The organism is Paracidovorax wautersii, assembly GCF_900113035.1.
GTDB lineage: Bacteria > Pseudomonadota > Gammaproteobacteria > Burkholderiales > Burkholderiaceae_C > Paracidovorax > Paracidovorax wautersii.
The window spans coordinates 126907-149907 of record NZ_FONX01000008.1 but is presented as its reverse complement, the minus strand read 5'-3'; the positions used below and the strand labels follow the sequence as shown (position 1 = coordinate 149907).

20 protein-coding genes are annotated in these 23001 nt (G+C 70.9%); 17 read left to right on the top strand and 3 right to left on the bottom strand.

The window, feature by feature from the left end; all coding sequences use genetic code 11:
• The first annotated feature begins 13 nt into the window (after positions 1 to 13).
• The 5 genes from BM070_RS13640 (at position 14) to BM070_RS13615 (ending at position 6240) form a co-directional block, all read left to right on the top strand.
• The gene (locus BM070_RS13640) at positions 14 to 1066 is read left to right on the top strand and encodes a histone deacetylase family protein (protein WP_092939951.1); all 1053 of its coding nucleotides are present in this window, start codon (positions 14 to 16) and stop codon (positions 1064 to 1066) included.
• An 8-nt stretch (positions 1067 to 1074) separates the two neighbouring features.
• Positions 1075 to 1476 (top strand): DUF2946 family protein, encoded by a 402-nt coding sequence (locus BM070_RS13635; protein WP_175518493.1) that lies wholly within the window; start codon positions 1075 to 1077, stop codon positions 1474 to 1476.
• 160 nt (positions 1477 to 1636) lie between these two features.
• Complete coding sequence (locus tag BM070_RS13630; protein ID WP_092939950.1) at positions 1637 to 3772, top strand: TonB-dependent receptor; 2136 nt, start codon at positions 1637 to 1639, stop codon at positions 3770 to 3772.
• Positions 3773 to 3964: 192 nt separating this feature from the next.
• Positions 3965 to 5398 carry a PepSY-associated TM helix domain-containing protein gene (locus BM070_RS13620; RefSeq protein WP_092939948.1) on the top strand — a complete coding sequence of 478 codons (1434 nt, stop codon included), beginning with the start codon at positions 3965 to 3967 and terminating at the stop codon, positions 5396 to 5398.
• Positions 5399 to 5415: 17 nt separating this feature from the next.
• The gene (locus tag BM070_RS13615) at positions 5416 to 6240 is read left to right on the top strand and encodes a creatininase family protein (protein WP_092939947.1); all 825 of its coding nucleotides are present in this window, start codon (positions 5416 to 5418) and stop codon (positions 6238 to 6240) included.
• Between the two features lie 188 nt (positions 6241 to 6428).
• Here the strand turns inward: BM070_RS13615 and BM070_RS13610 are convergent, their stop codons facing one another.
• Complete coding sequence (locus BM070_RS13610; RefSeq protein WP_175518492.1) at positions 6429 to 8249, bottom strand: methyl-accepting chemotaxis protein; 1821 nt, start codon at positions 8247 to 8249, stop codon at positions 6429 to 6431.
• A 221-nt stretch (positions 8250 to 8470) separates the two neighbouring features.
• Between BM070_RS13610 and BM070_RS13605 the strand changes: the two genes are divergently transcribed.
• The 8 genes from BM070_RS13605 (at position 8471) to BM070_RS13570 (ending at position 16713) form a co-directional block, all read left to right on the top strand.
• Positions 8471 to 8866 (top strand): MerR family transcriptional regulator, encoded by a 396-nt coding sequence (locus BM070_RS13605; RefSeq protein WP_092939946.1) that lies wholly within the window; start codon positions 8471 to 8473, stop codon positions 8864 to 8866.
• Between the two features lie 224 nt (positions 8867 to 9090).
• On the top strand, positions 9091 to 10278 hold the full coding sequence (locus tag BM070_RS13600) for an isovaleryl-CoA dehydrogenase (RefSeq protein WP_092939945.1): 1188 nt from the start codon (positions 9091 to 9093) through the stop codon (positions 10276 to 10278).
• Positions 10279 to 10328: 50 nt separating this feature from the next.
• Positions 10329 to 10991 carry a carbonate dehydratase gene (gene can, locus BM070_RS13595; protein ID WP_092940010.1) on the top strand — a complete coding sequence of 221 codons (663 nt, stop codon included), beginning with the start codon at positions 10329 to 10331 and terminating at the stop codon, positions 10989 to 10991.
• A 30-nt stretch (positions 10992 to 11021) separates the two neighbouring features.
• The gene (aceK, locus tag BM070_RS13590; protein ID WP_092939944.1) at positions 11022 to 12860 is read left to right on the top strand and encodes a bifunctional isocitrate dehydrogenase kinase/phosphatase; all 1839 of its coding nucleotides are present in this window, start codon (positions 11022 to 11024) and stop codon (positions 12858 to 12860) included.
• A complete protein-coding gene (locus BM070_RS13585) occupies positions 12857 to 14074 on the top strand; it encodes an acetyl-CoA C-acyltransferase (RefSeq protein WP_175518491.1) in 1218 nt (405 codons plus the stop codon). The genes aceK and BM070_RS13585 overlap by 4 nt, the downstream gene beginning before the upstream one ends.
• Before the next feature lie 32 nt (positions 14075 to 14106).
• The gene (locus tag BM070_RS13580) at positions 14107 to 14733 is read left to right on the top strand and encodes a pyridoxamine 5'-phosphate oxidase family protein (protein ID WP_092939943.1); all 627 of its coding nucleotides are present in this window, start codon (positions 14107 to 14109) and stop codon (positions 14731 to 14733) included.
• A 108-nt stretch (positions 14734 to 14841) separates the two neighbouring features.
• Positions 14842 to 15507: an SDR family oxidoreductase gene (locus tag BM070_RS13575; RefSeq protein WP_092939942.1), complete on the top strand. Its 666-nt coding sequence runs from the start codon at positions 14842 to 14844 to the stop codon at positions 15505 to 15507.
• Between the two features lie 75 nt (positions 15508 to 15582).
• Entirely contained in the window at positions 15583 to 16713 is a 1131-nt protein-coding gene (locus tag BM070_RS13570; protein ID WP_092939941.1) for an acyl-CoA dehydrogenase family protein, read from the top strand.
• 98 nt (positions 16714 to 16811) lie between these two features.
• On the opposite strand, the gene BM070_RS13565 is transcribed toward BM070_RS13570, so the two are convergent.
• A complete protein-coding gene (locus BM070_RS13565; protein ID WP_092939940.1) occupies positions 16812 to 17288 on the bottom strand; it encodes a DUF421 domain-containing protein in 477 nt (158 codons plus the stop codon).
• A 131-nt stretch (positions 17289 to 17419) separates the two neighbouring features.
• Between BM070_RS13565 and BM070_RS13560 the strand changes: the two genes are divergently transcribed.
• Together BM070_RS13560 and BM070_RS13555 are read left to right on the top strand one after the other, a co-directional pair.
• Entirely contained in the window at positions 17420 to 17836 is a 417-nt protein-coding gene (locus BM070_RS13560) for a YchJ family protein (protein WP_092939939.1), read from the top strand.
• Between the two features lie 26 nt (positions 17837 to 17862).
• Positions 17863 to 19722, top strand: a complete 1860-nt coding sequence (locus BM070_RS13555; protein ID WP_092939938.1) for a hybrid sensor histidine kinase/response regulator — start codon at positions 17863 to 17865, stop codon at positions 19720 to 19722.
• A 424-nt stretch (positions 19723 to 20146) separates the two neighbouring features.
• Here BM070_RS13555 and BM070_RS13545 read toward each other — a convergent pair whose 3' ends face one another.
• Complete coding sequence (locus BM070_RS13545) at positions 20147 to 20845, bottom strand: LuxR C-terminal-related transcriptional regulator (RefSeq protein ID WP_092939936.1); 699 nt, start codon at positions 20843 to 20845, stop codon at positions 20147 to 20149.
• Between the two features lie 371 nt (positions 20846 to 21216).
• On the opposite strand from BM070_RS13545, the gene BM070_RS13540 reads away from it, so the two are divergent.
• The gene (locus BM070_RS13540; RefSeq protein WP_245785219.1) at positions 21217 to 22167 is read left to right on the top strand and encodes a hypothetical protein; all 951 of its coding nucleotides are present in this window, start codon (positions 21217 to 21219) and stop codon (positions 22165 to 22167) included.
• A 114-nt stretch (positions 22168 to 22281) separates the two neighbouring features.
• Positions 22282 to 22950, top strand: a complete 669-nt coding sequence (locus tag BM070_RS13535; RefSeq protein ID WP_092940008.1) for an HAD family hydrolase — start codon at positions 22282 to 22284, stop codon at positions 22948 to 22950.
• The last annotated feature ends 51 nt before the right edge of the window (positions 22951 to 23001 follow it).

The following is a 23001-nucleotide window of genomic DNA, read 5'->3' as shown; positions in this document are numbered from 1 at the left end:
TCGCATCGATGCCATGCTGATCCTGCACAACCCCCTGCAATCGCGCCACGCCGGCCGCCAGGAAATGTTCCGTGGCCGCCTGGTGGACTGCCATGAAAACCCCGGCCGCTTCGACCACGTGATGGCCGCGCTGGAGCGCCGCCCGCAGGGCCCGCTGGCCACGCCCGGCGCGGCCGACATGGCGCTGGTGAGGAGCGTGCACGCGCCCGAATACGTGGATTTCCTGCAGAACGCCTGGGCGCAGTGGGTGGCGCTGGACGCCGCCAACGCCGCGCTGGACATCCTGCCCTCCGTCTGGCCCGGCCACGGCCTGCGGCGTGACGTGCGGCCCGCCAACTTCTCGGCCCAGGTCGGGCGCTTCGCGTTCGACAGCGGCTCGCCCATCACCGCCGGCACCTGGGAGGCCGCTCAGGCCGGCGCCGCCTGCGCCATCGACGCGGCACGCGCCGTCGCGCAGCCCGGCGGGCCGCGCGCGGCTTTCGCGCTCACGCGCCCGCCCGGCCACCATGCGGGCACCGACTTCTACGGCGGCTACTGCTTTCTCAACAACTCCGCGCTGGCGGCCCAGGCCCTGCGCGAAGCCGGCTTCGCCCGCGTGGCGGTGCTGGACGTGGACTACCACCACGGCAACGGCACGCAGCAGATCTTCTATGCGCGCGGCGACGTGCTCACCGTCTCGCTGCACGGCGACCCGCTGACCGAATACCCGTTCTACCTGGGCTATGCCGACGAGACGGGCGAGGGCGACGGCGCGGGCTGGAACCTCAACCTGCCGCTGCCGGCCGGCACCGGGCCCGACGCCTGGTTCGCCGCGCTGCAGCAGGGCCTTGCGCGGGTGGCCCAATCGGGCGCCCAGGCGCTGGTGGTGGCGCTGGGCGTGGACACCTTCGCGGGCGACCCGATCTCGAAGTTCCTGCTGCAAAGCCCCGACTACCTGCGCATCGGCCAGCAGATCGCCACGGCCGGCCTGCCCACCGTCTTCGTGATGGAGGGCGGCTATGCGGTCGAGGACATCGGCGTGAATGTGGTCAACGTGCTCGAGGGCTTCCAGCGCGCGGCCCGATAATCCGCGCCATGCCCGCCCACCTGCGCCGCCGAACCACCGCCCCAGCGATCACCCGCTGGGTGCTGGCGTGGTTCCTGCTGGCGCTGGGCGTGGCCACCGCCGCCCCGCTGGTGCAGCCCAAGCCCTGGGTGCTGGTCTGCAGCGCCAGCGGCGTGGTGGCGCTCGTCGCCCTGCAGGACGACGATGGCAGCAGCGGCGGCAGCGACGGGGCTGCGGCCCCGGGCGGCCTGCACCACACGCTCGACTGCGCGCTGTGCCTGCCGGGCGGCGCGCCGCCGCCCCTGCTGGTCTGGGCGCTGGCCGCGCCCGCGCCGCTGCCCCATGTGCTGCTGCCCGTCGAGGCGGCACGCATCGCCGCCCTGGTGGGCGCGCCGCTGCCGGCGCGCGGGCCGCCGGGCGCGCAGGGCTGAGCCCTCTCCCTCCCCTCGTGTCTTCTCCCTCCTCCGGGCACCGCCGCACTGCGGGCGCGTGCCCGATCGCTTGTCTGCCCGCCTGCCGGGGCTGACCTCGCGCGCCTTGCCGGCCGTGGGGCGGCCGGCAGGTGCCGGCGCTTTTTTGTTGGCTCCATTCATGCCTTACCGCATCGCTTCTTCCCTTTTCGTTCCGGGTGGCGCCCGGCTGCACGCCCTGGCCGGCGCCGTTCTGGCGCTGCTGGCCGCCTTGCCTGCCGTGGCCCAGCCGTCTTCGCTTCCCCTTTCGTCCGGTGCGGCTGCGCCATCGGCCGCATCGGTGGCATCGGCATCCTCGGCCCCTTCTGCCGATGCCGCGCTCTCGCTGGGCACCGTGCAGGTGCAGGGCGCCTCCACCGGCCCGCTGCCCGTGCGCGGGGTGTTCAGCTCGGTGGACATCCTGGGCGCGAGCATCGTGCAGGACCAGCATGTGGACTACAGCTGGGAGCTGTTCTCGCGCGCGCCCGGCGTGCAGGTCACGCCCTTCCGCCAGGGCACGGATGCCGGGCGCTTTTCCATGCGCGGCTTCAACGGCGAGGGCCGCGTCAATGCCGTCAAGCTGCTGATCGACGGCATTCCGTCCAACGACAACGCGGGCGGCATGCCGTTCCTGGACGCGGTGTTCCCCATCGACATCGAGGCCATCGAGATCGTGCGCGGCACCAACGACCCGCGCTACGGCCTGAACAACATCGCGGGCAATGCCAACGTGGTCACGCGCACCGGCGGCAACGACGGGCGCGCCACGGCCACCGTGGGCAGCTTCGGCACGCGCGAGGTGCAGGTGGCCAAGGGCGTCGAAAGCGGCAACTGGAGCCAGAACTATTCGCTGGCCTGGCGCGACGGCGACGGCTGGCGCGACCATGCCGACGCCACCAAGCACGCGCTCTCGGGCAAGTGGTTCTATACGACCGACGACGGCCGCTGGCGCGCCGGCCTCTCGGCCCGGGCCTATCGCAACCGCGCGCTGGAATCGGGCTACCTCACCTGGGCCGAGGCCCAGGCCGCGCCGCGCAGCTCGCCGGCGTTTTCCGCGTCCGACCGCAGCACGCGCGACACCACGCAGCTGGGCCTCTACCTGGACGGCGAGCTGGCCGACCGGCTCTCGTGGTCCACGCGCATCTACCGCAACCACTACGAGAACCAGCGCTGGGTGCGCTTCTCGCAGGCCGGCGTGCAGCAGGAGCGCGACAACGACGAGACCCACCACGGCGTCATCTCCACGCTGACCTGGCGCCCGCAGGTGCGCTGGGCGCATGAATTCACGCTCGAAGGCGGGCTGGATGCGCAGTGGCAGGACAACGCCGCCCAGCGGTACCGCACCGCCGAGCGCGTGCGCACCTCGCAGTTCCGCGACTGGGCCTTCGACCTGAACACCCGCGGCGCCTACGTGCAGGCCGTGATCCGCCCCGTGGCGGCGCTCAAGATCGTGCCCGCCCTGCGCGTGGACCGGGTGGGCGGATCTTTCGAGGATGCGATGACCGGCATCACCTCGCCCGTGCACGACTACGGCACCATCCGCCAGCCCAAGATCAGCGTGGCCTATGCCGTGCGCGACGACGTGAGCGTCTATGGCAACTGGGGCCGCACCTTCCAGATCGGCACCGGCATCGACGCCTACCGCACCCAGCCGCGCAACCTCGCGCCCTCGATCAACGACGGCTGGGAGACGGGCGTGAAGTTCCAGCCCCTGCCGTGGCTGGACGCCCGCGTGGCCTATTGGGAGCAGCGCGCCTCCGGCGAGGTGGCCCGCGTGCTGGGCGTCGATGGCCTGCCCGATCCGGGCGGCCTGGGCAACGTGGGGCGCACATTGCGCCGGGGCTACGACCTGCAGTTCAACGCCCACCTGGGCGCGCGCCTGACGGGCTGGCTGGCCTATTCGCACCAGCGGGCCCGCATCGTCACGCCCGACCCCAGCGCGCCGCAGACGGCGGGCAAGGAGGTCGAGAACGTGCCGCACTACCTCGTCACCGCCGGCGCGCAGTACCGCGCCACGGAGCGGCTGCGCCTCTCGGCCTCGGTCAGCGCGCAGGGCGACTACTGGCTGGACCGTGCCAACACCCTGCCGCGCACGGGCGGCTTCACGCTGCTCAACCTGGGCGCGCAGTGGCAGCTCACGCCCACCGTCGATGTGGGCCTGCAGGTGAACAATGCGACCAACCGCCGCTATGTCTATGCCTGGTACGACAGCGGCTCCTCCGGCTACTCTCCGGGCGACGGCCGCAGCGTGGCGCTCACCATGGGCTGGAAGTTCTAGTGGGGCCGCGGCACCCCCCTGAAGCGCTGCGCGCTCTCCCCCCGCTCTCGCCGTGCTGCGCCCGGCGGGCAGGGGGACGCAGCCCTCGCTGCGGGGCGGCCCTTGCTCGGCTGCTGCTGGCCCGGGCCGTGCCCGTGTCAGAGGCTGCGGGCAGCGCGCTGCGCCATGGATCACTGCAATCGAAATACCGCCATGCCTTCCACGACTGACACCTTGCCTCCGCTGGCCCCCAGCCTCTACCGCGCCGTGTGGCGCTGGCATTTCTATGCCGGCCTGCTGGTGCTGCCCTTCCTCGTCTGGCTGGCTATCACCGGCGCGGCCTATCTGTTCCATGACGAGATCGACGGCTGGTATCACCGCGACCTGCTCAGCGTGCCCGCGGCCTCGGCCGGGCAGGCCGCGCTGCCGCACGGGCGCATCGTCGGCGCGGCGCTGGCGGCCCATCCGGGCGGGCAGTGGTTCCGCTACACGCCCGCGCCCGATGCGGGCCATTCCGCCAACGTGGGCGTGGCCCTGCCGCAGGGCGAGCGCCTGGCGGTCTATGTGGACCCGGCCACGGCCCGCGTGCTGGGCGAGCTGCCCGAGCGCGGCACGCTGATGTGGACCGTGCGCCAGCTGCACAGCCTGAAGTACTTCGGCCCCATCGCGCGCGGCTTCATGGAGATGGCCGCCGGCTGGGCGCTGGTGCTCGTCGCCAGCGGCATCTACCTGTGGTGGCCCCGGGGCCGCCGCCGCGGGCAGGGCCTGGGCGGCGTGCTCGCGGTGCGCGGGCAGCCGGCGCAGCGCGTCTTCTGGCGCGACCTGCACGCCATCACCGGCGTGGGTGTGGGGCTGGTGCTGGCCTTCCTCGCGATCACCGGGCTGCCGTGGTCGGTGCTCTGGGGCAGCCAGGTCAACGCCTGGGCCAACGGGCAGGATTTCGGCTACCCGGCCGGCGTGCGCGTGCAGCTGCCCATGTCCGGCGAGCGCCTGGCCGATGCCGCCCATGTGCCCTGGACGCTGCAGCAGGCCCGCGTGCCCGGCAACCCGCATGCCGCCCACGAAGGCCACGGCGGCGGCGCAGCGCCCGCGGCCGACGAGCCGCTGCTGGGCACACCGCTGCCTTTCGATGCCGCCATGGCCGTGATCGGCCGGCTGGGGCTGGCGCCGGGCTACACCGTGACGCCGCCGAGCGGCGCCCGGGGCGTGTTCACCGCGTCGGCCTATCCGCGCGACCTGGCGCGCCAGCGCGTGGTGCACATCGACCGCTACAGCGGCGCCGTGCTGCTGGACCAGGGCTATGCCGACTACGGCCCCGCCGGCAAGGCGCTGGAGTGGGGCATCAACGTCCACCTGGGGCAGGAATTCGGCGCGCTCAACCAGTGGCTGCTGCTGGCCGCCTGCGCGGCCATCGTGCTGCTGTGCGTGACGGGCGCCGTCGCCTGGTGGAAGCGCCGGCCCAGCGGCAGCGGCCTGGCGGTGCCGCCGCTGCCCGCGCGGCCCGAGGTGCTGGCCGGGCTCACGGCGGTGCTGGCGCTGGGCGGCGTGGTGTTCCCGCTGGTGGGGCTGTCGCTGCTGGTGGTGCTGGGGGGCGATCTGTGGTGGCAGCGGCGGCTGGCGGCGCGGGCGTCGGTCAAGGCGGCCTGACTCGCTAACATCGCCGCATGCACCATCCCTCACGCTTCTGGGCCGACCTTTCCACGCGCGACTTTTCCGAAGCCCGGGCCACCGGCCTGGCCGCCCGGACGGTGGCCGTGCTGCCCGTGGCCGCCGTGGAGCAGCACGGCCCGCACCTGCCGCTGCATGTCGATGCCACGCTGCTGCAGGGCGTGATCGACGCGGCGCTGCCGCAGCTGCCGGCCGATCTGCCGGCGCTCTTCCTGCCGCCGCAGAACGTGGGCTTTTCCACCGAGCACACGGCTTTCCCGGGCACGCTCACGCTCTCGCCGGCCACGGTCATCGCGCTCTGGACCGAGCTGGGCGCCTGCGTGGCGCGGGCGGGCGTGAAGAAGCTGCTGCTGCTCAACGGCCATGGCGGCCAGGTGAGCGTGATGGACATCGTGGCGCGCGAGCTGCGCCAGCAGTGCGGCCTGCTGGTCTATAGCGCCAGCTGGTTCAGCCTGCCGCTGCCCGATGCGGTGCAGGGCCTCTTCAGCGCCGAGGAGCACCGCTTCGGCATCCATGCCGGCGAGATCGAGACCTCGATGATGCTGCACCTGGCGCCGCAGACCGTGCGCATGGAGCATGCCGCGCAATGGCGCTCCAGCTCGCAGGACCGGGCCGAGCGCTATGCCGTGCTGGGCAACGGCCGCAGCGCCAAGATGGGCTGGGCGATGCAGGACTACCACCCGGCCGGCGCCGTCGGCAACGCGGCGGGCGCCACGGCCGACAAGGGCCGCGCGGTGGTGGAGGCCGCGGGCGCGGCCCTGGTGCAGCTGCTGGGCGAGATCCACGAGCTGCCCTGGAGCCCGGCGCCCGCTGCGTACTGAGCGGCCGGCCTGGCCCACTTCGCCTCGCCTCGGCTCGCATGCCGGTCGCGGCGAAAGCCAGGCGGTTTGCTATCTAAAGAAGAGCGCCTTGCGCAGTCTGCGCAAGGGCTGGGGCGGAAAAGGCCCTGAGACCCTGCTGCTGGGGCGCCGCCGCCCGCCCCGATCAGATCCGATCCGTCAGCCCGTTCTCAGAAGCTTTCCCACTCGTCGTCGGCCGGCTTGGCGGGGGCCGCTGCGGGTTTGCGGGGCGCCGGGGGCGCGCTCAGCGTGGGCTGGCTGCCGGCGGGCGTGGTCCTGGGCTTGGCCTTGGCTGCTGCCGTGGCGCGGACGGGCGCGGCCACGGCGGGGGCCGGCGAGCTCGCCAGCGTGGGTTCGCGGCGCGGCGCCGGGGCAGGAGCTGCGCGATGCGCTGCCGGAGCCGGTGCGGAGGCCGGCGCCTGGGCCGCTTCCGCATGGTCGATGACGAACACCTTCACCAGCTCCACCAGCCGGGCGGCCTGGACGTTGAGGCTGTCGGCGGCGGCGGCGGATTCCTCCACCAGCGCGGCGTTCTGCTGCGTCACCTGGTCGAGCTGGTTCACGGCGCCGCTCACCTGGGCGATGCCTTGCTCCTGCTCCTGCGCGGCGGCGCCGATCTCGGCGATCAGGTCGGCCACGCGGCGCGCCTGCTGCACGAGCTCTTCCATCGTGGTGCCCGCCTCGTTCACCAGCTGCGCGCCGGCTTCGACGCGGTCCACGCTGGCGCCGATCAGCTGCTTGATCTCCTTGGCGGCCTCGGCGCTGCGCTGGGCCAGCGAGCGCACTTCGCCCGCCACCACCGCGAAGCCACGGCCCTGCTCGCCCGCGCGGGCCGCTTCGACGGCGGCGTTCAGCGCCAGGATGTTGGTCTGGAAGGCGATGCCGTCGATCACGCCGATGATGTCGCCGATCCGGCGCGAGCTGGTCGTGATCTCCTGCATGGTGGAGACGACGTTGCTCACCACGTCGCCGCCACGTGCGGCGGTCTGGCTGGCGGCATTGGCCATCTGCGTGGCGGTGCGCACCGTTTCGGCGTTTTGGTTGATGGTAGAGCCGATCTCTTCCATCGAGGCGGCCGTCTGCTGCAGGTTGGACGCCTGCTCTTCGGTGCGCTGGCTCAGGTCGGCATTGCCCATGGCGATCTGGCGCGCGCCCGTGGCGATGGATTCGCTGCTCTGGCGCACCTGGCTGACCACCCCGCTCAGGCTGCGGCGCATGCTTTCCATGGCGGCCATCACGCTGGTGGTGTCGCCGGGGCGCAGGTCGATGCGCATGGCCAGCTGGCCCTGGGCCACCTGCTGCGCGATCTCGGCGGCATAGGCGGGCTCGCCGCCCAGCTGGCCCTTGACCCGGCGGGTGATGCTCCAGGCCACCAGCACGCCGATGGCGGCGGCCAGCGCGGCCAGCATGAGCATGGCGTTGCTGGCGTCCAGGGAGTCACGCTTGGCTTCCAGGGCGATGGCGCGGGAATGGTCGCGCTCCATCGCCACCAGCTTGTCGATCGCCTTGAAGTAGCGGTCCTGCTCGGTGCGCAGCGCGCCCTGGATGGCCTCGCGCGCCGCGTCGATCTGGTCGGCCGAGGCCAGGTCCACCGCCTTGTCGAAGGCCGCGCGGTAGCCGGTGGTGGCGGAGGCCAGCTCCGCCAGCAGGGCCTTGCCGTCCGGCGTGGGGTAGCGCTCGCGCAGGTCGTCCTGGATGGTCGTGGCCTGCTTGCGGTTCTTGTCCATGAGCTTTTTCTGGCCCGGAATGCGGCTGCGGTCGCTCTGCATCGCCATGTTGCGCACCACGCGGGCGTTTTCGTTCACCAGATCGCGCAGGTTCTGCAGTATCAGCAGGGATTCCAGCCGCTCGTCTGCCAGCTGGGAGACGTTGCTGGCCACGTCCGTCAGGTGGACCCGGCCGTAGAGGGCGACCAGCAGGCTGATCAGGATCATTGCGGCGAAGCTCAGCCCTAGCTGGGTGCCCAACCGCATGTTGCGCAGAAAACTCATCAATCACCTCCGTGTGCACGCGTCCTGACCAGGAATGGTGGATCGTGTGTTTTTGTTACTTGTGTAGTGTAGAAGTTCCTCTTATACCGCCGGACATGCGGGTTATCTTGACAATGCGGGGCCGGGGCGGGGCTTTTCCCCCGGGCCGGCCGGCTTTCATCGGGAGTGAGGCGGCTGCGTTAGCATTGACGTTGACGTCAACGTAATTCGGCCCGCCCTCCATGTCCATCACCTACACCATCAGCGACCTCGCCAAGGAGTTCGACCTGACCACCCGCGCCATGCGCTTCTATGAAGACATGGGCCTGCTGCAGCCCGAGCGCACGGGCCCGGGCGGGCGCAACCGCATCTACAGCCCGCGCGACCGCACCCGGCTGCGCCTGACGCTGCGGGCCAAGCGCCTGGGCCTGTCGCTGACCGAGGCCAAGGAAATCATCGACCTCTACGACAGCCCGCGCGACACGGGCGTGCAGCTGCGCCGCTTCCTCGACGTGCTGGGCCAGCACCGCAAGCAGCTGGAGGCGCAGATGGCCGACCTGCAGGCCAACCTGGACGAGGTGCGCGAGCACGAGAAGGAAGCCCGCGCGCTGCTGCGCAAGAGCGAGAAGCAGGACTGAGCTTCGAGGCGGCCCGCCCAGCCCGCAAGGCCCGCAGCCCAGCGCCCCGCCGGAACCGCTTCGCCGGGCCATCCGATCCGCTCCACAAGCCGGAAATGGCTGATAATCTCGAATTGACGTTTACGTTAACGTAACACACAAGAAACTTCGGAACGCATCTCCGCGCCCACGGGCTGGCACCGCAGCGCCGGCCCGCGCCCACCACCGAAACCAGGAGACACACCATGAGCAACGCCCCCATGCCCGGCCTGAACTTCCAGCTCGGCGAAGACATCGACGCGCTGCGCGACGCCGTGCGCGATTTCGCCCAGGCCGAGATCGCCCCGCGCGCGGCCGAGATCGACCGCAGCGACCAGTTCCCCATGGACCTGTGGCGCAAGATGGGCGATCTGGGCGTGCTGGGCATCACCGTGCCCGAGGCCTACGGCGGCGCCGCCATGGGGTACCTGGCGCACATGGTGGCCATGGAGGAAATCTCCCGCGCCAGCGCATCGGTGGGCCTCTCCTACGGCGCGCACAGCAACCTGTGCGTGAACCAGATCAACCGCAACGGCAGCGAGGAGCAGAAACGCAAGTACCTGCCCGGGCTCATCAGCGGCGAACACGTGGGCGCGCTCGCCATGAGCGAGCCCGGCGCCGGCTCCGACGTCATCAGCATGAAGCTCAAGGCCGAGGACAAGGGCGGCTACTACCTGCTCAACGGCAGCAAGATGTGGATCACCAACGGCCCCGACGCCGACACCCTGGTGGTCTATGCCAAGACCGAGCCCGAGATGGGCGCGCGCGGCGTCACCGCCTTCCTGATCGAAAAGGGCATGAAGGGCTTTTCCGTCGCGCAGAAGCTCGACAAGCTGGGCATGCGCGGCAGCCACACGGGCGAGCTGGTGTTCCAGGACGTGGAGGTGCCCGCCGGGAACGTGCTGGGCCAGGTGGGCGGCGGCGCCCGGGTGCTGATGAGCGGGCTGGACTACGAGCGCGCCGTGCTCACCGGCGGGCCGCTGGGCATCATGCAGGCGGTGATGGACAACGTGGTGCCCTACATCCACGACCGCAAGCAGTTCGGCCAGAGCATCGGCGAATTCCAGCTCATCCAGGGCAAGGTGGCCGACATGTACACGGTGCTGCAGGCCGGCCGCGCCTTCGCCTACACCGTGGCCAAGAACCTCGACCTGCTGGGCGAGGGCCACGTGCGCCAGGTGCGCAAGGACTGCGCCTCGGTCATCCTCTGGTGCGCCGAGAAGGCTACCTGGATGGCCGGCGAGGGCGTGCAGATCCACGGCGGCAACGGCTACATCAACGACTATCCGCTGGGCCGCCTCTGGCGGGATGCGAAACTCTACGAGATCGGCGCCGGCACCAGCGAGATCCGCCGCATGCTGATCGGCCGCGAGCTGTTCGCCGAGACTTGTTGAACCTTCTTTTTCTTTTTTTGATTTTGCAGATAGCAGAAAGCGACCCGCGCGTGCCCACCTCCATCGATGCCCTTTTCGTCCACAACCGTGCCTGGGCGGCCGGTATGGAGGCTGAGCGCCCCGGCTTCTTCACCAACCTGCTGGCGCAGCAGGAGCCCAAGTACATGTGGATCGGCTGCTCCGACAGCCGCGTGCCGGCCAACCAGATCACCGGCCTGCAGCCGGGCGAGGTCTTCGTGCACCGCAACATCGCCAACGTGGTGGTGCCTACCGACCTGAACTGCCTGTCCACCATCCAGTACGCGGTGGACCAGCTGCACGTCGAGCACCTGATGGTCGTGGGCCACTACGGCTGCGGCGGCGTGATGGCCGGCCTGACCGGCATGCGCGTGGGCCTGGCCGACAACTGGATCCGCCACGTCTCCGACGTGCGCGACCGCCACCGCAAGCTGCTGGATGCGATCGATCCGGCCTACCAGCACGACGCGCTGTGCGAGCTGAACGTGATCGAGCAGGTGGTCAACGTGGCGCAGACCACGGTGATGGCCGACGCCTGGGAGCGTGGCCAGCAGGTGACCCTGCACGGCTGGTGCTACGGCCTCAAGGACGGGCTCATCAACAACCTGCACATGACCGTCGCCGGCCGTGACGAGCTCGAAGCGCAGTACCAGGCCGCCGTCGAAGGCGTGGCCAAGGCGCCCCGCGGGCACTAAGCCGGCACCCGCCGCACCGCACCGGCCACCATGTTTCCCCAGCGCCTCGATTCGCCGCAAGCCTGGGGGATCGCCCAGGCGATGATGGACGGCTTCGACCGCCATTACCGCCTGTTCCGCGACGCATCGGCCGGTGCGCAGGCGCGCTTCGAGGCGCAGGACTGGCACGGCCAGCAGCGCGCCCAGCGCGAGCGCATCGAGTTCTACGACCTGCGCGTGAAGGAATGCCTGCGCCGGCTCGACGAGGAGTTCGACGCCGGCCGCCAGCCCATGGAGGTCTGGCAGCAGGCCAAGCTGCACTACATCGGCCTGCTGGTGGGCCACTTCCAGCCCGAGCTGGCCGAGACCTTCTTCAACTCGGTCACCACCAAGATCCTGCACCGCACGCACTTCCAGAACGACTTCATCTTCGTGCGGCCGGCCGCCAGCACCGAATACATCGAGAACGACGGCCCGGGCGCGCGCCCCACCTACCGCGCCTACTACCCGGCGGGCGAGGGCCTGCAGGCCACGCTGCTGCGCATCGTGCAAGACTTCCGGCTCGCCTGCGGCTTCGAGGACCTGCCGCGCGACGTGGCCCGCGTGGTGGCCGCCATGCAGCCGCACATCGCGCCCATGAAGCTGCGCGCCAACTTCCAGATCCAGGTGCTCTCCAGCCTGTTCTTCCGCAACAAGGGCGCCTATCTGGTCGGCAAGCTCATCAACGGCTTCACCGAGATCCCGCTCGCGCTGCCCCTGCTGCACGCCCCCTCGGGCGGCGGGCTGGTGATCGACGCCGCGCTCTTCGGCGAGGACGACCTGCTCGCGCTCTTCAGCTTCGCGCGCGCCTACTTCCTCGTGGACATGGAGATCCCCAGCGCCTACGTGCGCTTTTTGCGCAGCCTCATGCCCCGCAAGCCCCGCGCCGAGCTCTACAACGCGCTGGGCCTGGCCAAGCAGGGCAAGACGCTCTTCTACCGCGACTTCCTGCACCACCTGAAATATTCCAGCGACCAGTTCCGCATCGCGCCGGGCATCAAGGGCATGGTGATGCTGGTGTTCGACCTGCCGAGCTTTCCCTACGTCTTCAAGCTCATCAAGGACTTCTACCCGCATCCCAAGGAAACCACGCGCGAGCAGGTGCAGGGCAAGTACCTGCTGGTCAAGCAGCACGACCGCGTGGGCCGCATGGCCGACACGCTGGAATACAGCGAGGTGGCCTTCCCGCGCGAGCGCTTCAGCGACGAGCTGATCGCCGAGATCGAGCGCTTCGCGCCCAGCCAGCTGGAGATCGGCGACCGCGACGGCGACGGCCGCACCGAGGTCATCATCAAGCACCTCTACATCGAGCGGCGCATGATCCCGCTCAACATCTACCTGCAGGAAGCCTTCGACGCCGGCCCCGGCCAGGCCGACGCGGCGCAGCAGATCGAGCGCTGCGTCGTCGAATACGGCAACGCCATCAAGGACCTGGTGGCCGCCAACATCTTCCCCGGCGACATGCTGTGGAAGAACTTCGGCATCACCCGCCACGGCAAGGTGGTGTTCTACGACTACGACGAGATCGAATACCTCACCGACTGCCATTTCCGCCGCGTGCCCGCGCCGCGCAACGAAGAGGACGAGATGAGCGGCGAGATCTGGTGGCCCGTGGGCCCGCGCGACGTCTTTCCCGAAACCTTCGCGCCCTTCCTGCTCGGCAACCCCGCCGTGCGCGAGGCCTTCATGCGCCACCACGCCGACCTGCTCGACCCCGCCTTCTGGCAGGCCCACCAGGCGCGCATCCGCGCCGGGCAGGTGTCCGACGTTTTCCCCTACGACGCGGAGCGCCGCTTCCAGAGCGGTGCCCGCCTGATTCCATCCACCTTGACTGCAGGAGACACCGCATGACTTCCACCCCCTCCAACACCGCTTCCTCCCTGGCCGACGACGCCATCGTCATCGTCGGCGCCGCGCGCACGCCCATGGGCGCCTTCCAGGGCGACTTCGCCGGCCTGGCCGCGCACGACCTGGGCGGCGCCGCCATCCGCGCCGCGGTGGAACGTGCCGGCGTGGCGCCCGAGGCCGTGGGCGAGGTGCTGTTCGGCAACTGCCTGATGGCCGGCCAGGGCCAGGCCCCGGCGCGGCAGGCCGGCTTCAAGGGCGGGCTGCCGCAGAGCGCCGGCGCCGTCACGCTCAGCAAGATGTGCGGCTCCGGCATGAAGGCCGCCATGCTGGCGAACGACCTGCTGTTGGCCGGCACGCACGAGGTCATCGTGGCCGGCGGCATGGAGAGCATGACCAACGCGCCCTACCTGCTGCAGAAGGGCCGCGGCGGCTACCGCATGGGCCACGACCGCATCTTCGACCACATGATGCTCGACGGCCTGGAGGACGCCTACGAAGCCGGCCGCAGCATGGGCACCTTCGGCGAGGACTGCGCGGCCAAGTACCAGTTCAGCCGCGAGGCGCAGGACGCCTTCGCCATCGCCAGCGTGCAGCGCGCGCAGGCGGCCACCGCCTCGGGCGCCTTCGCGGCCGAGATCGCGCCCGTCACCGTCAAGACGCGCGCGGGCGAGACGGTCGTCTCCACCGACGAAGGCCCGGCCAAGGCCCGCCTGGACAAGATCCCCCAGCTCAAGCCCGCCTTCAAGAAGGACGGCACCATCACCGCCGCCTCCAGCTCCAGCATCAACGACGGCGCCGCCGCGCTGGTGATGATGCGCGCCTCCACCGCCGCGCGCCTGGGTTGCCAGCCGCTGGCGCGGGTGGTGTCGCACGCCACGCATGCGCAGGCGCCCGAATGGTTCTCCACCGCGCCCGTGGGCGCCACGCAGAAGGCGCTGGACAAGGCCGGCTGGAGCGTGGCCGACGTGCAGCTCTGGGAGGTGAACGAGGCCTTCGCCGTCGTGCCCATGGCGCTCATGAAGGAGCTGAACATCCCGCACGAGATCGTCAACGTGAACGGCGGCGCCTGCGCCCTGGGCCACCCCATCGGCGCGAGCGGCGCGCGCATCCTGGTCACGCTGATCCATGCGCTCAAGGCCCGCGGCCTGCAGCGCGGCCTGGCCACGCTGTGCATCGGCGGCGGCGAGGGCACGGCCATGGCCATCGAGCTGGTCTGACGGGCCGGCGCACGAGAAACAAGGCGGCCGCCATGATCACCACCGAAGCCCAGCTGCGCGCGCTCTATGCCGCGCCGGCCGAGCGGGCCCTGCGCAAGCAGCTGGACCGGCTGGACGCGCACTGCCGCCGCTTCATCGCGCTTGCGCCTCTGTGCGTTCTCGCCACCGGCGGCGGCGCGGGCAGCCTGCTGGACGCTTCGCCCCGGGGCGGCCCGCCGGGCTTCGTGCAGGTGGGCGAGGACGGCGACCTGCTGCTGCCCGATGCGGGCGGCAACAACCGGCTCGATTCGCTCGCCAACCTGCTGCACGACCCGCGCATCGGCCTGCTGTTCTTCATCCCCGGCGTGGACGAGACCCTGCGCGTGAACGGCACGGCCTGCCTGCGCGACGAGCCCGCATTCATCGCCCGCTTCGGCGCCGAGCGCCAGCCGCCCCGGCTGGTCGTGCAGGTGCAGGTGCGCGAGGCCTATCTGCACTGCCCCAAGGCGCTGATGCGCTCGCGCCTGTGGCGCGCCGAATCGCAGGTCGAGCGCAGCGTGCTGCCCACGCTCAACCAGATGATCCACGCGCAGTCCGGCAATACCGCCCCGCCCGAGGCCCAGGAAGCGATGGTTGAGCGCTATGCGCGGCAGATCGCGCAGGAGCAGGGCGAGATCTGATTGCTATGAATTCAATAGCTGCATGCGCTTGATTCGAGAGCGCTGCAGGCCGAAAAGGCTCTGAATGAGCCCCACAACCCGCGGCAACGCGGCAGGAAGGAAATCGACATGTCCCTCGTCCTCGTGATCGGTGCCTCGCGCGGCATCGGGCTGGAGCTGGTGCGCCAGTACCGCGAAACCGGCCAGCGCGTGGTGGCCACCGTGCGCGACGCCGCCGGCCGCGAGCGCGTGCAGGCCCTGGGCGCGCAGGCGCTCGTCGTGGACGTGAGCGACCCGGCCAGCGTGAGCGGCCTGGCCTGGCAGCTCGACGGCGAGAAGATCGACGTGGCGCTCTACGTGGCCGGCCTGTGGGACGACCACGGCGCCGCCACCCCGCCCACGCGCGAGGCCTTCGACCGCGTCATGCACACCAACGTGCTGGGCGCCATGCAGGCGCTGCCCCAGGTGGCGCCGCTGGTGGAAGAGGCGGGCGGCGTGTTCGGCTTTCTCTCCAGCGAGATGTCGCTCATCAGCGAAGCCGGCAGCAGCGCCTGGCTCTACCGCGTGAGCAAGGCCGCGCTCAACATGGCCGTGGCGGCGGCCCAGCCCGCCTGGCCGCGCGCCACGCTGGTCACGCTCGACCCGGGCTGGACGCAGACCGACATGGGCGGCGCCGGCGCCCCGCTGACGGTGGAGCGCAGCGTGGCCGGGCTGATCGCCACCATCGCCGGCATCACCCCCGCCGACCGGGGCCGCCTGCTGCACCACGACGGCCGCCGGGCCGAGCGCTGGTAGGCGGCTGCGGCGGCAAGACCCGAATCCAGGCCAAGACACGACAAGACAAGACGACCGAACCAGGAGACCTTCACCATGCTGTTGACCCCCGACCAGGAAATGATCCGCGACGCCGTGCGCGACTTCGCCCAGGACCAGCTCTGGCCCCATGCCGCGCGCTGGGACCGCGAGCACCATTTCCCCAAGGAGGCTCACCAGGGCCTGGCCGCGCTCGGCGCCTACGGCATCTGCGTGCCCGAGGAATACGGCGGCGCCGCGCTGGACTACGTCTCGCTCGCCGTGGTGCTCGAAGAGATCGCGGCCGGCGACGGCGGCACCAGCACCGCCATCAGCGTGACCAACTGCCCCGTCAACGCCATCCTGATGCGCTACGGCACGCCCGAGCAAAAGCGCGACTGGCTCACGCCGCTGGCGCGCGGCGAGATGCTGGGCGCCTTCTGCCTGACCGAGCCGCACGTGGGCTCCGACGCCTCGGCGCTGAGGACCACGGCGGTGAAGCAGGGCGGTGAATACGTCATCAACGGCGTCAAGCAGTTCATCACCAGCGGCAAGAACGGGCAGGTGGCCATCGTCATCGCCGTGACCGACAAGGCGGCCGGCAAGAAGGGCATGAGCGCCTTCATCGTGCCCACCAGCGCGCCCGGCTACGGCGTGGCGCGGCTGGAGGACAAGCTGGGCCAGCACAGCAGCGACACGGCGCAGATCCAGTTCGACGACTGCCGCATCCCGGCCGCGAACCTGATCGGCGCCGAAGGCGAGGGCTACAAGATCGCCCTGGGCGCGCTGGAGGGCGGGCGCATCGGCATCGCCGCGCAGAGCGTGGGCATGGCCCGCAGCGCCTTCGACGTGGCGCTGCAGTACGCCAAGGAGCGCGAGAGCTTCGGCACCGCCATCTTCAACCACCAGGCCGTGGGCTTTCGCCTGGCCGACTGCGCCACGCAGATCGAGGCCGCGCGCCAGCTCATCTGGCACGCCGCCGCGCTGCGCGATGCCGGCCGGCCGTGCCTGAAGGAGGCGGCCATGGCCAAGCTCTTCGCCAGCGAGATGGCCGAGCGCGTGTGCAGCGCCGCCATCCAGACCCTGGGCGGCTACGGCGTGGTGAACGACTTCCCGGTCGAGCGCATCTACCGCGACGTGCGCGTCTGCCAGATCTACGAAGGCACGAGCGACGTGCAGAAGATCCTCATCCAGCGCGCGCTGGCCTGACGGGGTTTGCTATCTATTCAGTAGCTTGATGCGAAGGCGGGTAGCGTGCTACGGGGCTTTTGCGCACATGATCCCCTGGCGCAGCCACGCTGCGCCGCTCACTCCGAATCGCGCTTGCGCAGCACCACCGTGATCTGCCCGTTGACCTCCAGCGTGGCGCTCTCCACCTCGTGCAGGTGGCGGCAGCCGCCCGCGCGCAGGGCGGCGGCCAGGTCGTCGGCCGACAGCAGCTGCTGGCGCATCAGCGCCTCGTTCACGCGGCCCTGATAGACCAGCTCCTTGGGCCGGCCGTCCACCAGGTCGGCCAGGCGCGGAAAGCGGTAGGTCAGGTGCGCGAGCAGCACATGGCACATCAGCAGCGTCGCGGCCGAGATCAGGCCGCCGATCAGCGAGTTGTCGCCCGCGTTCATCGAGTTCTGCACCGCGTTCGAGAGCACCAGCAGCAGCACCAGGTCGAACGGCGCGAACTGGCCCGTCTGCCGCCGCCCGGTCAGGCGCAGGAAGACGAGCAGGAAGGCATACACCACCACGCCCCGGACGATGAACTCCCACCAGGGCACGCTGAGCGAAAACATCGGTGCAATCTCCTCATGAACGACGTTGATCCCGCCGCTGCGGGGTCTGCCATCATGGCAGCAATGGGGCCGGCCTGCGCAATGCAAGAATGCCCGCCCGACCTTCACCGATCCCGCCGCTTCCTTCGCCGATGTCCCTGGACCCCCGCTCTCCCTGCCCCTGCGGCCGCACCCCGGCCCGCACCCGCTCCCCGCTGGCCTATGCCGACTGCTGCGGCCGCTACCTCGGCCACTGGGACGACTGTCCCGCACCCGATGCCGAAAGCCTGATGCGCTCGCGCTACACCGCCTTCGTGCGCGAAGACGGCCCCTATCTGCTGGCCACCTGGGATGCGGCCCACCGCCCCGCCTCCATCGACTTCGACCCGGGCACACGCTGGCTGGGCCTGGAGGTGCGCGCGCACCGCCAGCTGGGGCCCGACAGTGCCGAGGTCGAATTCGTCGCCCGCCAGCGCGCCCCCGGCGGGCGCGCCCACCGCCTGCACGAGACCAGCCGCTTCGTGCGCACCGCCGGCCGCTGGTACTACGTGGACGGCGACCTGCGCTGACGCGGCCGAGCCTGCACGCCTCGCCCATGCCACGCAGCCCCTCGATTCCCCAGGAAGACGACGCCGCGCCGGCGTCCTGGTCGGCCTCCCTGCTGCCGGGCGAGGGCGAGCCGCAGCTGGAGCTGGCCATGAAGCGGCGGCTGCTGCTGTCGCTCTCGGAGCGCGGCTCCACCGAGGCCGCGGCGCTGGTCATTCCCGGCGTGCTGTGCTGGATGTACGGCTTCGCGCCCGGCCATGTGGGCCTCTGGGCCTGCTGGGCCGGCTTCGTGATGGCCGCGTGCGGGCTGAACTGGCAGCGCCGCCGCATGCAGCGCGGCGCGCCGCTCATCCAGGCGCAGGCCGTGCAGCGCTGGGAGCGGCACTACGCCCGCACCGCCATCATCGTCGGCCTGTTCTGGATCGCGCCGCTGGGCTTCGGCCTCTACGGCGGCACGGTGGAGTTCCGGCTGGTCGTCTATATCTGCCTGTGCGCCATCCTGGCCTCCACCGCCACCTTCGTCGCGCCGCTGCCGCAGGTCTTCTGGCGCTTCTACGCCGTGGTCTTCGTGCCCATGGCGGTGGCCGTGCCCTGGGCCTTTCCGCTGCGCTGGAAATACCTGCTGCCGCTCACGCTGCTCTACGGCGCCGTGATCGCGCGGCACGCCTGGGGCGGGCGCCGGCTCATCGAGCAGCAGGTGGAGCAGGAGCGCCAGCGCCTGCGGCTGGCCGAGCGCTACCGCCTCGCCAAGGAGGAGGCCGAAAACGCCCTGCTGGAGCGCGACCGCTTCATCTCCACCACCAGCCACGACCTGCGCCAGCCGCTGCATGCCATGGGCCTGCTGGTGCAGGCGGCAGTGCAGCGCAATGCCGACGCGCAGCTCTCGCCGCTGCTGCGCGACGTGCAGGAATGCGTGCGCTCGCTGAGCTTCATGTTCAACGCGCTGCTCGACCTCTCGCGGCTGGAGTCGGGCGAATTCACGGCGCGGCACGAAGACCTGGCGCTGGCCGCCGTCTTCGAGGACGCGGCCCGCATCTTCGGCCCCGATGCCGATCACCGGGGCCTGAGGCTGCGCCTCTTCCTGCCGCGCAGCCAGGACCCGTGGGTGCGTGCCGATCCGGCCCTGCTGCGGCAGATGGTGTTCAACCTGCTGCAGAACGCGCTGCGCTATACGCCTTCGGGCGGCGTGCTGCTCGGCGCGCGCCTGCGCGGCAGCCGCTGGCGCATCGAAGTCTGGGACACGGGGGCCGGCATCGCCCAGCAGGACCGCGAGCGCATCTATGCGCCCTATGCGCGCGGGAAGAACGGCGTGCAGGCCACGGCCGAGGGACACGGCCTGGGCCTGGCGGTGGTGGCGCGCGGCGCGCAGCTGACGGGTGCGGACTACGGCTTCGAGTCCACGCCGCAGCGCGGCTCCTGCTTCTGGCTGGAGCTGCCGGCCGTGCGCCCCGGCATCCGCCCCGCCGCAGCGCCGGCGCACCTGCCCGTGGTGCCGCCGGACGCATCGCTGACCGGGCGCTGCCTGCTGGTGGACGACGACCCCCAGGTCACCTCCGCGCTCACCGGGCTGCTGCAGTCGTGGGGCGTGCAGGTGCGCGCAGCGGCCGGCGGCGCGCAGGCCCTGGCCTGGCTGGACGAGGGCTATGCGCCCGATGCCGTGGTGTGCGACTACCGGCTGGCCGGCGGCGAAAGCGGCCTGGCCGTGCTGCAGGCCGTGCTCCAGCGCTGCGGGCATTCGCGCGGCGCGCTGCTCACCGGCGAGCACGCCGCCGCAGGCGTGGACCGGGCGGAGGAAGACGGCTACCTGGTGCTGCGCAAGCCGCTGGAGCCTGAGCTGCTGTATGGCCTGCTGGCGCACTGGCTTGCGGTGGCGGAGCCGCCGGGCGAGGGCAAGAGCGATACGCCGTAGCGGCGCCCCGCCATGGAGGGCGGCGGCACGGCAGGATGCGATGTGGCAGGCAGCGTGCGCCGCTTGTAAGAACGTGTTTACGATCTCGCAGGGGATCGCGTTGGAGCGCAATCGGGATGAGTGGATGCTTCGGATGCGCCGCATGGGCTGATGCCCATGCAAGCAGCCGGGGCGTCCAATCGCCCGATTTCGCTCCAACCCGAAGGGCAGCTACGTCGGCGGGCGGTCTGCGGCGTTGCGGCGCTTGTGGATAGCCCGAGCTATCCACTGCGCACCGCGCCTTGCATCCCATCCCGCCGACGTAGCTGCGCGACCCCTGGGAGATCGTAAACACGTTCTAAGCAAGCATGTCGCTGCGGCTGCGCCGAACGGGGGCGGGCAGGCCCCTGAAGCGCTTGGCAGCGGCTGCGCGCCGCGCGTCGCTCTAGCTCGCGGCCGGCGCCAGGCCCTGCGCCTGGAATTCCAGCCGCACGCCGCGCAGGCGGGAGATGGCCTCCACCCGGTTGCGCGCGCCCAGCTTGCCCAGCAGGGCGGTCACATGCTCCTTCACCGTGTGCTCCGAGAGGTTCAGGGTCGCGGCGATGTGCTTGTTGGGCAGGCCTTCGAGCAGCAGCGCCAGGATCTGCCCCTGCCGCGGCGTGAGGCCCAGCTCGGCCGGCGACATCGGCAGCTCGCGCAGCTGCGCTCCGGGCGAGGCGACGATCTCTTCGTCGAACCAGATGCCGCCCTGCAGCACGGCCGTGGCCGCCTGCGCGAACACCTCGGGGCAGCGCTGCTTGTGGATGAAGCCGTGCGCGCCGCAGCTGCGCGCCTTGAGCGCGATGCCCGGGTGGTTGTCGCCGCTCACCATCAGCACCCGCGTCTGCGGCGCCAGCGCGAGCAGGTCGCGCACGCAGTGCGTGGTGGGGCCCTCGGCGAGCCAGAAATCCATCAGCGTCAGCGCGGGCTGGCCGCGCGTGGCGATGGTGCGCAGCGCCTCTTCGGTGGTGTTGACGAAGACGGAATCCTGCAGGCAGGGCAGCTGGCGAAGGAACTCGCTCATGCCACGGGCGACGAGAGGGTGGTCGTCCAGGACCAGGGCATAGCGCGGCTCCGGGAGGGGGCAGGGCGCGGTGGAATTCATGGCAATCCAGTTCAAGGGCCGAAGGCGTGGGCCTGCAGCGGCAGTTCGGCACAGGGCTCGTGCAAGGCGGACTCGGGCGTTCAGCGCCGGTCCCGGCAGGGCCTGCCTGGTGAACGCATCGGTCTGCAGTGTGTAACAAAAACCCGGCCCCAGGGGGGTGTCGGCCAGTGGCGCGGGCTGCAAACAATTCTTTCTGCCGGGTATCGCGGCGCTGCATTGTTGCCGTGCCGCAACGGGGCTGCCGGCTGTCCAACCCTGATGTCAACCAAGGATTTTTCATGATCTCTCTTCCGATGACCCGTCGCGCTGCGTCTCTCGTCCTGGCCGCCTGCCTGGCTGCGTGTGGAGGCGGGGGAGGGGGCGATGGCGGCGTGGGTACGGCTCCCGGCGGGGGTGATGGCGGCAGCAGCGGAGGCGGCGGCAATGGTGGCGGAAGCGGCGGTGGCGGGGGCGCGCCCGCACAGCAGGTCACCGGCCAGTACGCCATGCAGCCCGCCGCCTCGGGGGCTGCGGCACTCGCGGCGTTCAACGACCAGGGCTCGCGCGGCTACGCCTTCATCGGAACGCAGTCCACCGGCAGCGGCAGCACGGGCACGGACTTCTACGTCTCCGATACCGCACACAGCGGCTCGCGGCTGGCCTACGAGTTCGTCGCCCAGGCCAGTTCGGGCGATGCCCTGGTGGCGCAGCTCAACCAGCAGGGCGCGCGCGGCTTCGCCTTCAAGGCGCCCTATCTGTCCGACGCCTCGGGCATCCGCCTGCTCACGGTGCGCGACACGACCCGCAGCGTGACCTATTCCTACGAACGGCTGCCCATCTCCGGCAGCCTGGGCAGCGACGCCTTCCAGGCCCAGCTCAATGCCGAGGGCGCCCGGGGCTACCGGCTGGTCGGCCCCTTCGGCGCGGGCCCGGACAGCTTCAATCTCTACGCCAAGGACTCCAGCGCCACCACCTACGCCTACACCGTGATCCCCATCTCCGGCTCCGGCGGCATGGCCTCGGGGGACGCGCTGCGCCAGCGGCTGAACGAGCAGGGCGCCCAGGGCCGGTTCTATCTGGGCACGTTCGTGCTGCAGGGCCAGGCGTCCGCGCAGGTCTTCGAGAAGAGCTCGGCGCAGAACGGCCCCATCGACTACGACCTGGCCGCCGTCAGCCTGCAGGCTTCGGCCAGCCAGAAGCTGGCCGCCATGAACCAGCTCGCCGCCCAGGGCCTCTTCTTCGTGAGCGACCTGACGACCGATGACCGCAGCGTCTACACCTTGTCGGCGCGCAACGCGGCCAGCCTGCGCAGCCCGCTGGCGGGGATCGCCTTCCCGAACTGATGACGGCAGCAAGGTCGTCCGGCCCGGCGCCACCACCGGGCTGACGCATACTCAGAGGCGCCTTCGGGCGCTTTCTTTTTTTCTTTGAACCTCTTTGGGAAAGACGTTGACATGCTGGCCTTCGATGCGGTGCTGTTCGATTGCGATGGTGTTCTGGTGGACAGCGAACCCATCACCCACCGCGTGCTGCGCGACCTGCTGGCCGAAACCGGCTGGGAGATGACGCACGAAGAGTGCATGGGCATCTTCCTGGGCAAGGCCGTGCGTGCGGAAACCGCGCGCATCGAGGCCCACACCGGCCGGCCGCTGACCGATGCATGGATGGCCGAGTTCTACGCCCGCCGCAACGTCGCGCTGGCCGCGGAGCTGCAGGCCATTCCCGGCGCGGCCGAGGCCGTGGCCGCCGTGCGCGAGCGGCTGGGCGGGCGCATCGCCTGCGCCTCGGGCGCCGACCGCGAGAAGGTCGAGCTGCAGCTGGCCAAGACCGGGCTGGCTCCGCTCTTCGCGGGCCAGGTCTTCAGCGGCCACGAGATGCCGCGCACCAAGCCCGCGCCCGACGTCTATCTGGCCGCCGCCGCCGCCCTGGGCGTGCCGCCCGCGCGCTGCCTGGTGGTGGAGGATTCGGCCACGGGCGTCACCGCCGGCGTGGCCGCGGGCGCCACGGTGGTGGGCTACAGCCCCGGCGGCCCGGGCCACGACGTGGCCGAGGCGCTACGGGCCGCCGGTGCCCAAAAGATCATCACGCGCATGGACGAGCTGCCGGGCCTGCTGGACGCGGCCTGAGGCGTGCGCCGGGGCGCTGGCCGCGCCTTTCTGTCATGACGCTGCCACGGG